Genomic DNA, 12,384 nt, shown 5'->3' with positions numbered 1-12,384 from the left:
ACCCCTCTCATACGACCGGTCGCGAGCGCAGCCCCTCCAGCAGGATGTCCAGCAGTCGGCTGGAAGCCGCAGCCTGCTGAGCCGCGTCGGGCAGCGAAGGCGCCGCCGTCGCGATGACCAGCAGCACATCCGCCACCGTCACATCACGGCGCAGCTCGCCGGCTGCCCGTGCCCGGTCCACCAGCCGGCCGACGACCTCCAGCAGTTCGCCGGCTCCCGTGTCGTCGTCCTCGATGCCGGTCTCCGCGGCGGAAGGCCCGTCGGCCGACCGGAGGTCGGCCTGCCCCGCGCCCTGCCGCTGCTGAGGCACCCGCGTCTCGTCCCGAGCACTGCCCGGACCCGAGTCCGATACGGCGGCCGCTATGGCACCCGACTCCCCGACCGCGTTCGATTCGTCCGCGTCGGCGTCGGCGTCGGCATCGACCCCGACCCGCAGCACCTGCGGCGGCAGCAGCCGCCCCGCGCCCGAGGCCACGGACGTTCGCAGGAAGCACGACAGCGCCGACCACGGCTCTTCCTCCTGGCCCAGCGCGGTCCGCGCCTGGTCCGTCAGCCGGGAGGTCTCCTCCTCGGCTATCCGCCGCACCAGCACGTCCTTGCTCGGGAACCGCCGGTACACCGTGCCGACTCCGACTTTGGCGCGACGCGCCACGTCCTCCATCGGAGCCCCGTATCCCAGCTCGCCGAACACCTCGCGTGCGGCTCGCAGCACATGCTCCAGATTGCGCTGTGCGTCCACACGGAGCGGAGCCGAGCGCCCGTTCGCTCCGGCGGCCCCGGCCGTGCCGCCTGTTCCGGCTGCCGCGACCGGACCCACCGTGTCCACTGTCCCCACCGCTCCGTTTTGTCCTTTTCCGTCGGACGAATGGGACGTAGCTGCCGCAGCAGTCTGCCAATGAGAATCCTGAATGTGCATGACTGTTCCCCCGGTTATGACGTCTCCCCCCGGAGACTTCCCGCCGTTTAGTCAGAGTGTGGATCATGGCCCCAACCCGACACCCCGACGACGTATGAACATAGTTGAGCCCGGGTCAATTCAGAAGGGGGTAGTTCCGCACGGAGCGCCCCCCGATCGGAGCAAGGACCGGTTGGTTACTGATTCGACCCCCGCCCGCGACCCCCACTCCAACCCCTGACCTGCGCAGCTTCCGTGTTGTCGCCGCGATCAGCAGCAGCGGCCCGTCCAGAACCTCCGGTCACACAATTTGCCGGGGCTGTGGACAAACCCTTGAGCACGTTGCGTCATGGGGTGGTGATGGCTTCAGATTCCGGGGGAACACCCCCCGGCCCCCCGCCGGGTGTGCGCATTCTCGTCGTCGGCGGCGGCTACGTCGGGATGTACACAGCGCTGCGTCTCCAGCGGAAGCTGAAGCAGAGACTCAGAAACGGTGAGGCCGAGATTGTCGTCGTCACGCCCGAGCCTTATATGACGTATCAGCCATTTCTGCCCGAAGCGGCCGCCGGTTCGATCTCACCGCGCCATGTCGTCGTGCCGCTCCGCCGGATCCTGGCGCACTGCAAGATCGTGATCGGCGAGGCACAACGCATCGACCACGCCAAACGCACGGCGACCGTCACCACCCTCGCCACCGGGGAGAACGGCACCGGCGCCGTCGAGATCCCGTACGACGAACTCGTCCTCGCCCCAGGCTCCGTCTCGCGCACCCTCCCGGTCCCCGGCCTCGCCGACCACGGCATCGGCTTCAGGACCATCGAGGAGGCCATCGGCCTGCGCAACCACGTCATCGAGCAGATGGACATCGCCTCCGCCACCCGCGACCCGGCCATCCGCGACGCCGCCCTCACCTTCGTCTTCGTCGGCGGCGGATACGCGGGCGTCGAGGCCCTGGCCGAGCTGGAGGACATGGCCCGCTACACCTCGCGGTACTACCACAACATCAAGGCAGAGGACCTGAAATGGATCCTCGTGGAGGCGACGGGCCGTATCCTTCCCGAGGTCGGCGACGCCATGGGCACCTACGCGATCCGTGAGCTGCGAGGCCGCAATATCGACGTACGCCTCGACACCCGGCTGGAGTCCTGCGAGGACCGGATCGCCGTCCTGAGCGACGGTTCCCGCTTCCCGACCCGCACCCTCGTGTGGACCGCGGGCGTCAAACCCGCGCCGATCCTCGCCGCCACCGACCTGCCGCTCAACGAACGCGGCAGGCTCACATGCACGGCGGAACTCACCGTCGAAGGGGTCGAGCATGCCTGGGCCGCCGGGGACGCCGCGGCCGTACCCGACCTGACCGTCGCGGAAAAGGGCAAGGAGACCGCCCCCAACGCCCAGCACGCCGTCCGCCAGGCCAAGGTCCTCGCCGAGAACGTCCTCGCGTCGATCAGCGGCGAACCCCTCAAGGAGTACCGGCACAGCTACGCGGGCTCCGTCGCCTCACTCGGTCTCCACAAGGGCGTCGCCCATGTCTACGGTCGTAAGCTCAAGGGCTACCCGGCCTGGCTGATGCACCGTACGTACCACCTCAGCCGCGTCCCGACGTTCAACCGGAAGGCCCGTGTCCTTGCCGAATGGACCCTTGCCGGGCTCTTCAAGCGCGAGATCGTCTCCCTTGGTTCGCTGGAACACCCGCGCGCCGAATTCGAACTCGCCGCAGGAGGCAAACGCCCCGGGCGGACCGGCCCACCGAACGCCGACGGCACGCCCGGACCCGGCCACCCACCAAGGCCCGACGGCCCACCGAGGAACGGCGGCTGACTGCCCGTCGGCCCGCCTGCGCACCCACCCCGGCCCCGGCCGTACCGACAACTGTCAGTACGGTCGGTCACACTGGACGTGTGACCATGGGTGGACCCACACCTGCACAGAGTGACCCGGCCGGCAGTGACCGACAGTGAGCAGCCCGCCCGAGCGGACCAGACCGACACACGAGGCCAGAAATTCCGTGAACTTCACGCGTTGGAGCGCCCGCCTACCCGGAACGCAGCGCCGCGCCGCCGCACGGGACGACCGCAGTCCTGTGCCCTCGGCCCGCGCCGAGTACGCACAGCCCGGGACCGGGCCCTGCCCGCCGGACGGCGACACGCGCAGTGACACGCCTGGCGACAAGAGCGGCGACACGCATGGCGAGCCTCCCGGGGGCCGCGGCCCCGCCGTGGAGGATCTCTCCGCCCGGGACATCCTCGGCCAGCTGCCCGCTCTGGTGGCCTTGGTGTACGGCCCCGACCACCGGATCGCGTACGTCAACGACGCCTACGCCGCCGCGTTCGGACCGCGCCCGGCCGGCGCCACCGCCGCCGAGGCCATGCCCGAGCTCACCGAGCTCAGCCTGCTGCCCCTCATGGACCAGGTCCTGCGTAGTGGCACACCCCGTACGGTCAAGTCCCGCAAGGTCCGCAACGGCAATTCGTACACCGTGACCTGCACCCCGGTGCACAGGGACAGCGACGGTGAAACCGACGGCGGCGACGGAGACGGGGACAGGGAAGGGAACAAGAAACAGAACAAGGGCAACCGGAGTGGCAAGAACAGGAACAAAGGCAGCGAAGGCGGAGTGCTCGTGTACGCCGCCGATGTCACCGACCACGCCGAAGCGGCCGAACGGCTCCGCGCCAGCGAGCGCCGCCACCGCGAAACGGCTGTCACCCTCCAGCGCTCCCTGCTCCCGCAGGAGCTGGAGCAGCCCGACGACCTGCGGATCGCCGCCACCTACCAGCCCGGCGGCACGGACGCCGCAGTCGGCGGCGACTGGTACGACGTCATCACCCTCGGCGCGGGCCGCACCGCCCTGGTCATCGGGGACGTGATGGGCCGTGGGGTGCGAGCCGCCGCCGTCATGGGCCAGCTCCGCACGGCCGTGCGCGCCTATGCCCGCCTCGACCTCCCGCCGCACGAGGTGCTCCAGCTCCTCGACGGTCTCGCCGCCGAGATCGACGCCAGCCAGATCGCCACCTGCGTCTACGCGGTCCACGATCCGAACGAGGGCCGGCTCGTCTACGCCTCCGCCGGGCACCTCCCGATCCTGGTGTGCCACGAGGACGGTACGGTCCACCGAGCCGAGGACCCGACAGGACCGCCGCTCGGCACCGGCGGCTGGATCCACACATCGGGCACGATCGCGCTGCCGCCCGGCTCCACCGCGGTCCTCTATACGGACGGCCTGGTGGAGCGCCGCAGCGAGGACATCGACGAGGGCGTCGCCGCTCTGGAACGCGCCCTCTCCGGTGCCAAGGGTTCACCCCAGGTGGTCTGCGACCGGCTGATCCGCTCCCTCGGCGTCACCGCGGAACACGACGACGACGTGGCGGTGCTGGTGGTCCAGCACCCCGCCCGAACGGGGGCGAACGCGGAGCTGTTCCACAACGCCTCGCTCGAACTTCTCGGCGGCATCGAAGCGGCCCCGCGCGCCCGCGCCTTCGCGACCGGCGTCCTGACGTCGTGGCGTTTCCCGGTCGAGCTCTGCGACCTGGGCGTCCTGGCCGCCGGCGAACTCGTCGCGAATTCCCTCAAGCACGGCACCCCGCCGATGCGCCTGGGCCTGCGCCGCACCGATCGCCGCCTGATCATCGAGGTGACCGACGGCGACGACCACCTGCCACGCCGCCGACGAGCCGACCCGGCGGACGAAGCGGGCCGCGGAATCTCCATCGTCGCGACGATCGCCACGTCCTGGGGCAGCCGCCGCACACCGGGCGGCGGCAAAGCGGTCTGGTGCGAATTCACCCTGCCGCAGTAGGGGCCCTGCCGAAGCAGGCCCCCTACTAGCTTTACCGCTTTACCGCCTCAGTTACCGCTCTACCGCCTCAGTGGGTGGTGACGGCGGAGGCAACCACGGGCTCGGCCTCCGGCAGTGACACGGCCACCACCCTGGACGGCACCGTCTCGATCGAAGGCTGATCCTGCACGGGAGTGAGCCGCCGGCCGAGCCGCAGCGCCAGCACCGTGATGCCCAGCGAGAACAGCACGAACGTCACGATGTACGGGCCGTGCAGCGTCGCCCCCATCGGCCCGCCCACGGCCGGACCGACCGCCAGTGCGAGCTGCTTGCACAGGGCGAACGCGGAGTTGTACTGCCCGACCATCGACTCCGGCGCCAGATCGACGACCAGCGGCGCCACGGTCGGCGACAGCATCGACTCACCGAGTCCGAACAGCGCGTACGTGGAGATCATCGCGGCCGTCGCCATCGTCTGGCTGCCGTGCCCGAGCCCCGCGAACCCTGCCACGATCCAGGCGAACGCCCAGATCAGACCGACCGAGGCGATGACCCGGCTGCGCCTGCGGCGCTCCACCAGACGCAGCACGACGAACTGCGCCACGACGATGACGGCGGTGTTGGCGGCCAGCGCGATACCGAGCGTCGAGGGCTGGATGCCGGCGGCCTCGGTGCCGTATGCCGCGAGCCCGGACTCGAACTGCCCGTAGCAGGCGAAGAACAGCACGAAGCCCAGCACGCACAGTTGCACCATGGCCCGGTGCGAGAGCAGCGCCCGCAGCCCGCCCGGCGCCTCGGACCCGTCGGCGGGCCTGGCGTCGGGGAAGGAAGGCGGACGGGGCAGCCGCACCGTGCAGGTGATGACACCGAGCACGATGAACATCGCGGCCTCGATGAGGAACAGCAAGGTGAAGGTCTCCGGCCGGCTCGTGTCGACGATCTGCCCGCCGACCAGCCCGCCGATGCCGAGCCCGAGGTTCTGCAGGAAGAACTGCATGGCGAAGGCGCGCGTACGGGTGGCGGTGCTGGAGCACCGCACAAGCATGGTGGCGAGCGCCGGCTGCATGACCGCCGTACCCGCGCCGAGGACCGCGGCCGACAGTACGGTGGCGGTCACATCGGACGACAGGCCGAGGGCGGCCGCGCCCAGGGAAGCGACGACCGAGGCGACGACGAGCACGGGCAGCGGCCCGCGCCGGTCGATGGCACGCCCGGTGAACGGCAGGATCGCGAGCGCTGCCATGGCGAAGACCGCCAGCACGACTCCCGCCGTACCGGCACCCAGATCCCGTACCTGTGCCACATAGACGTACAGATACGGAACGGTGAACCCCAGCCCGAATGCGCTCAGCGCGCTGCCCAGCTGGATCCGCCGCAGTGCTGCGCCCATCTCCCTGGTCACACTCACCTACCTCAAGGTCTCGAAGCGACTTGCCGAGCCACCCGAACGACTCGAACCCGAAGACTTTAGCACTAAAGTTAGAAGCTCAACAATTCAGACCGAAGGACTTCGACGGCTTTGGAGGGCGTGCGATACTGCCCGCCATGCCTGACACCACCGAGCAGCCCGGCCCCCAGGAGCCGAGCCTCGACGAGCAGATCGCCGCCTATCAGCGCGAGTTCCGTGACCTGGACCCCCAGGTCGAGCAGGTCGTCTCGGCCCTGGGCCGACTGAACCGCCGGATGAACGTGGCGTACGGACGCCAGGTCGCCGCCCTCGGCATCAGCAACGCCGAGTGGGAAGTCCTCAAGACCCTGGTCCTGGCCGGCTCCCCGTACCGCTTGGGCCCGGGAGAGCTGGCCAAGCGCCTCGGTCTCACCCCGGCGGCGATGACCCACCGCATCGACCGCATGGCGGGCGAGGGCCTGGTCACCCGCGACCGGGACGAGAACAACCGGGTGCGTGTGATCGTCGAGCTGACCGACGAGGGCCGTACGAAGTGGTTGGAGGCGATGCGCATGGCCACCGACTTCGAGGAGGACCTGCTCCAGGACCTCACGGGCGACGAACGCGGCGTCCTCGGCGACATGCTGATTCGCCTCCTGCGCCGCGTGGAACACGCCCAGCCGGACGCCGGCGGCCGCCTCACCGACCTGGACTGACCCGGGCCGGGCGATCGGGGAACGAGCGGTGAAAACGGCTTGACCTGGCGGGGTTGACACGCCTCTCGCTGATCCGTAAAGTGCTCCGAGTTGTCGTGGAGCCGGAACGGTTCTCCGGCAGCCGATCCCGCCGCTACTGCGGCAACCAAAACTCTGCACGGTGTCCCGCTCGGGATGATTTCGGCATGCCGGAATTCATTTCGAGGGCGCGATTATGAAATACCGGGGCGAATCCGCTAGAGTTTCGGTGTCGGAACGGCTCAACGGCCGGGAAGACAAATCCCGCTGACTGGGAATCAGGCCCGAAAGGATCTGATAGAGTCGGAGACGCAAGACCGAAGGGAAAGCCCGGAGGAAAGCCCGAGAGGGTGAGTACAAAGGAAGCGTCCGTTCCTTGAGAACTCAACAGCGTGCCAAAAGTCAACGCCAGATATGTTGATACCCCGGCCTGCTTCGGCAGGTTGGTGGTTCCTTTGAAAGTCCTGCCGGGCCTCACGGTTCCGGTAGGCAATTTACACAGCGAGGACGCTGTGAACGATCGGTCTTATTCCGGCTGATCGTTCCGCTCTCGTGATGTGTGTCCCGATTACGGGAAAACATTCACGGAGAGTTTGATCCTGGCTCAGGACGAACGCTGGCGGCGTGCTTAACACATGCAAGTCGAACGATGAAGCCCTTCGGGGTGGATTAGTGGCGAACGGGTGAGTAACACGTGGGCAATCTGCCCTTCACTCTGGGACAAGCCCTGGAAACGGGGTCTAATACCGGATAACACTCTGTCCCGCATGGGACGGGGTTGAAAGCTCCGGCGGTGAAGGATGAGCCCGCGGCCTATCAGCTTGTTGGTGGGGTGATGGCCTACCAAGGCGACGACGGGTAGCCGGCCTGAGAGGGCGACCGGCCACACTGGGACTGAGACACGGCCCAGACTCCTACGGGAGGCAGCAGTGGGGAATATTGCACAATGGGCGAAAGCCTGATGCAGCGACGCCGCGTGAGGGATGACGGCCTTCGGGTTGTAAACCTCTTTCAGCAGGGAAGAAGCGAGAGTGACGGTACCTGCAGAAGAAGCGCCGGCTAACTACGTGCCAGCAGCCGCGGTAATACGTAGGGCGCAAGCGTTGTCCGGAATTATTGGGCGTAAAGAGCTCGTAGGCGGCTTGTTGCGTCGGTTGTGAAAGCCCGGGGCTTAACCCCGGGTCTGCAGTCGATACGGGCAGGCTAGAGTGTGGTAGGGGAGATCGGAATTCCTGGTGTAGCGGTGAAATGCGCAGATATCAGGAGGAACACCGGTGGCGAAGGCGGATCTCTGGGCCATTACTGACGCTGAGGAGCGAAAGCGTGGGGAGCGAACAGGATTAGATACCCTGGTAGTCCACGCCGTAAACGTTGGGAACTAGGTGTTGGCGACATTCCACGTCGTCGGTGCCGCAGCTAACGCATTAAGTTCCCCGCCTGGGGAGTACGGCCGCAAGGCTAAAACTCAAAGGAATTGACGGGGGCCCGCACAAGCAGCGGAGCATGTGGCTTAATTCGACGCAACGCGAAGAACCTTACCAAGGCTTGACATATACCGGAAAGCATCAGAGATGGTGCCCCCCTTGTGGTCGGTATACAGGTGGTGCATGGCTGTCGTCAGCTCGTGTCGTGAGATGTTGGGTTAAGTCCCGCAACGAGCGCAACCCTTGTTCTGTGTTGCCAGCATGCCCTTCGGGGTGATGGGGACTCACAGGAGACTGCCGGGGTCAACTCGGAGGAAGGTGGGGACGACGTCAAGTCATCATGCCCCTTATGTCTTGGGCTGCACACGTGCTACAATGGCCGGTACAATGAGCTGCGATGCCGCGAGGCGGAGCGAATCTCAAAAAGCCGGTCTCAGTTCGGATTGGGGTCTGCAACTCGACCCCATGAAGTCGGAGTTGCTAGTAATCGCAGATCAGCATTGCTGCGGTGAATACGTTCCCGGGCCTTGTACACACCGCCCGTCACGTCACGAAAGTCGGTAACACCCGAAGCCGGTGGCCCAACCCCTTGTGGGAGGGAGCTGTCGAAGGTGGGACTGGCGATTGGGACGAAGTCGTAACAAGGTAGCCGTACCGGAAGGTGCGGCTGGATCACCTCCTTTCTAAGGAGCATCTAGATTCCGTAAGGAATCCAGAGCCACTACGTCGGCAAATGTTCGACGGTGGTCAGCTCATGGGTGGAACGTTGACTATTCGGCACGACAGGTTGTTTTTCACTAGTACTGCTTCGGCGTGGAACGTGGGAAGGGATCGGTTGTGCCGGGCACGTTGTTGGGTATCTGAGGGTACGGCCGTGAGGTCGCCTTCAGTTGCCGGCCCCAGTGAACTCGCCCTCAGGGGTGGGGTGATGGGTGGCTGGTCGTTGTTTGAGAACTGCACAGTGGACGCGAGCATCTGTGGCCAAGTTTTTAAGGGCGCACGGTGGATGCCTTGGCACCAGGAACCGATGAAGGACGTGGGAGGCCACGATAGGCCCCGGGGAGCTGTCAACCGAGCTTTGATCCGGGGGTGTCCGAATGGGGAAACCCGGCAGTCGTCATGGGCTGTCACCCGCTGCTGAACACATAGGCAGTGTGGAGGGAACGAGGGGAAGTGAAACATCTCAGTACCCTCAGGAAGAGAAAACAACCGTGATTCCGGGAGTAGTGGCGAGCGAAACTGGATGAGGCCAAACCGTATGCGTGTGATACCCGGCAGGGGTTGCGCATGCGGGGTTGTGGGATCTCTCTTTCACGGTCTGCCGGCCGTGAGACGAGTCAGAAACCGTTGATGTAGGCGAAGGACATGCGAAAGGTCCGGCGTAGAGGGTAAGACCCCCGTAGCTGAAACATCAACGGCTCGTTTGAGAGACACCCAAGTAGCACGGGGCCCGAGAAATCCCGTGTGAATCTGGCGGGACCACCCGCTAAGCCTAAATATTCCCTGGTGACCGATAGCGGATAGTACCGTGAGGGAATGGTGAAAAGTACCGCGGGAGCGGAGTGAAATAGTACCTGAAACCGTGTGCCTACAAGCCGTGGGAGCGTCGCTGTATGTGCTTGCACATGCAGTCGTGACTGCGTGCCTTTTGAAGAATGAGCCTGCGAGTTTGCGGTGTGTTGCGAGGTTAACCCGTGTGGGGAAGCCGTAGCGAAAGCGAGTCCGAATAGGGCGTTTCAGTAGCACGCTCAAGACCCGAAGCGGAGTGATCTAGCCATGGGCAGGTTGAAGCGGAGGTAAGACTTCGTGGAGGACCGAACCCACCAGGGTTGAAAACCTGGGGGATGACCTGTGGTTAGGGGTGAAAGGCCAATCAAACTCCGTGATAGCTGGTTCTCCCCGAAATGCATTTAGGTGCAGCGTCGTGTGTTTCTTACCGGAGGTAGAGCACTGGATAGGCGATGGGCCCTACCGGGTTACTGACCTTAGCCAAACTCCGAATGCCGGTAAGTGAGAGCGCGGCAGTGAGACTGTGGGGGATAAGCTCCATGGTCGAGAGGGAAACAGCCCAGAGCATCGACTAAGGCCCCTAAGCGTACGCTAAGTGGGAAAGGATGTGGAGTCGCAGAGACAACCAGGAGGTTGGCTTAGAAGCAGCCACCCTTGAAAGAGTGCGTAATAGCTCACTGGTCAAGTGATTCCGCGCCGACAATGTAGCGGGGCTCAAGCGTACCGCCGAAGTCGTGTCATTCATACGTTAAGGGCTAACGCCTGTGTGGATGGGTAGGGGAGCGTCGTGTGCCGGGTGAAGCAGCCGCGGAAGCGAGTTGTGGACGGTTCACGAGTGAGAATGCAGGCATGAGTAGCGATACACACGTGAGAAACGTGTGCGCCGATTGACTAAGGGTTCCTGGGTCAAGCTGATCTGCCCAGGGTAAGTCGGGACCTAAGGCGAGGCCGACAGGCGTAGTCGATGGACAACCGGTTGATATTCCGGTACCCGCTTTGAAACGCCCAATACTGAATCAGGCGATGCTAAGTCCGTGAAGCCGGCCCGATCTCTTCGGAGTTGAGGGTAGTGGTGGAGCCGACGAACCAGACTTGTACTAGGTAAGCGATGGGGTGACGCAGGAAGGTAGTCCAGCCCGGGCGGTGGTTGTCCCGGGGTAAGGGTGTAGGCCGTGTGGTAGGTAAATCCGTCACACGTTAAGGCTGAGACCTGATGCCGAGCCGATTGTGGTGAAGTGGATGATCCTATGCTGTCGAGAAAAGCCTCTAGCGAGTTTCATGGCGGCCCGTACCCTAAACCGACTCAGGTGGTCAGGTAGAGAATACCGAGGCGTTCGGGTGAACTATGGTTAAGGAACTCGGCAAAATGCCCCCGTAACTTCGGGAGAAGGGGGGCCATCACTGGTGATTGGATTTACTCCATGAGCTGGGGGTGGCCGCAGAGACCAGCGAGAAGCGACTGTTTACTAAAAACACAGGTCCGTGCGAAGCCGTAAGGCGATGTATACGGACTGACGCCTGCCCGGTGCTGGAACGTTAAGGGGACCGGTTAGCTGACTTTCGGGTCGGCGAAGCTGAGAACTTAAGCGCCAGTAAACGGCGGTGGTAACTATAACCATCCTAAGGTAGCGAAATTCCTTGTCGGGTAAGTTCCGACCTGCACGAATGGCGTAACGACTTCTCGACTGTCTCAACCATAGGCCCGGTGAAATTGCACTACGAGTAAAGATGCTCGTTTCGCGCAGCAGGACGGAAAGACCCCGGGACCTTTACTACAGTTTGATATTGGTGTTCGGTTCGGCTTGTGTAGGATAGGTGGGAGACTTTGAAGCAGCCACGCCAGTGGTTGTGGAGTCGTCGTTGAAATACCACTCTGGTCGTGCTGGATGTCTAACCTGGGTCCGTGATCCGGATCAGGGACAGTGTCTGATGGGTAGTTTAACTGGGGCGGTTGCCTCCTAAAGAGTAACGGAGGCGCCCAAAGGTTCCCTCAGCCTGGTTGGCAATCAGGTGTTGAGTGTAAGTGCACAAGGGAGCTTGACTGTGAGACCGACGGGTCGAGCAGGGACGAAAGTCGGGACTAGTGATCCGGCAGTGGCTTGTGGAAGCGCTGTCGCTCAACGGATAAAAGGTACCCCGGGGATAACAGGCTGATCTTCCCCAAGAGTCCATATCGACGGGATGGTTTGGCACCTCGATGTCGGCTCGTCGCATCCTGGGGCTGGAGTCGGTCCCAAGGGTTGGGCTGTTCGCCCATTAAAGCGGTACGCGAGCTGGGTTTAGAACGTCGTGAGACAGTTCGGTCCCTATCCGCTGTGCGCGTAGGAATATTGAGAAGGGCTGTCCCTAGTACGAGAGGACCGGGACGGACGAACCTCTGGTGTGCCAGTTGTTCTGCCAAGGGCATGGCTGGTTGGCTACGTTCGGAAAGGATAACCGCTGAAAGCATCTAAGCGGGAAGCCTGCTTCGAGATGAGTATTCCCACCAACTTGATTGGTTAAGGCTCCCAGTAGACGACTGGGTTGATAGGCCAGATGTGGAAGCCCGGTAACGGGTGGAGCTGACTGGTACTAATAGGCCGAGGGCTTGTCCTCAGTTGCTCGCGTCCACTGTGTTAGTTCTGAAATAACGAACGGCCGTGTTGTGTTCCGGTGTT

Annotated in this window: 5 protein-coding genes and 2 rRNA genes; 5 read left to right on the top strand and 2 right to left on the bottom strand. The window is 64.2% G+C overall.

Annotation, left to right across the window (positions count from 1 at the left end; translation table 11 throughout):
• Positions 1–7: 7 nt before the first annotated feature.
• Positions 8–916 (bottom strand): TetR/AcrR family transcriptional regulator, encoded by a 909-nt coding sequence (locus tag OG953_RS20285; RefSeq protein WP_405685935.1) that lies wholly within the window; start codon positions 914–916, stop codon positions 8–10.
• Between the two features lie 339 nt (positions 917–1,255).
• On the opposite strand from OG953_RS20285, the gene OG953_RS20280 reads away from it, so the two are divergent.
• The gene (locus OG953_RS20280) at positions 1,256–2,716 is read left to right on the top strand and encodes an NAD(P)/FAD-dependent oxidoreductase (RefSeq protein WP_405685933.1); all 1,461 of its coding nucleotides are present in this window, start codon (positions 1,256–1,258) and stop codon (positions 2,714–2,716) included.
• 187 nt (positions 2,717–2,903) lie between these two features.
• On the top strand, positions 2,904–4,694 hold the full coding sequence (locus OG953_RS20275) for a SpoIIE family protein phosphatase (protein WP_405685931.1): 1,791 nt from the start codon (positions 2,904–2,906) through the stop codon (positions 4,692–4,694).
• 67 nt (positions 4,695–4,761) lie between these two features.
• On the opposite strand, the gene OG953_RS20270 is transcribed toward OG953_RS20275, so the two are convergent.
• Positions 4,762–6,063 carry an MFS transporter gene (locus OG953_RS20270; protein ID WP_405691938.1) on the bottom strand — a complete coding sequence of 434 codons (1,302 nt, stop codon included), beginning with the start codon at positions 6,061–6,063 and terminating at the stop codon, positions 4,762–4,764.
• Between the two features lie 155 nt (positions 6,064–6,218).
• Between OG953_RS20270 and OG953_RS20265 the strand changes: the two genes are divergently transcribed.
• From OG953_RS20265 to OG953_RS20255, 3 genes are all read left to right on the top strand, one after another.
• Positions 6,219–6,776, top strand: a complete 558-nt coding sequence (locus tag OG953_RS20265; protein WP_093894641.1) for a MarR family winged helix-turn-helix transcriptional regulator — start codon at positions 6,219–6,221, stop codon at positions 6,774–6,776.
• Positions 6,777–7,375: 599 nt separating this feature from the next.
• A 16S ribosomal RNA gene (locus tag OG953_RS20260) occupies positions 7,376–8,901 on the top strand.
• A 296-nt stretch (positions 8,902–9,197) separates the two neighbouring features.
• A 23S ribosomal RNA gene (locus OG953_RS20255) occupies positions 9,198–12,322 on the top strand.
• Together the 16S and 23S rRNA genes form the textbook arrangement of a ribosomal RNA operon.
• Positions 12,323–12,384: the final 62 nt, after the last annotated feature.

Source organism: Streptomyces sp. NBC_00057 (assembly GCF_045041165.1).
Classification (GTDB): domain Bacteria; phylum Actinomycetota; class Actinomycetes; order Streptomycetales; family Streptomycetaceae; genus Streptomyces.
Note: the sequence above shows the minus strand (reverse complement) of the source record. Positions and strands in the feature narration are given on the sequence as shown.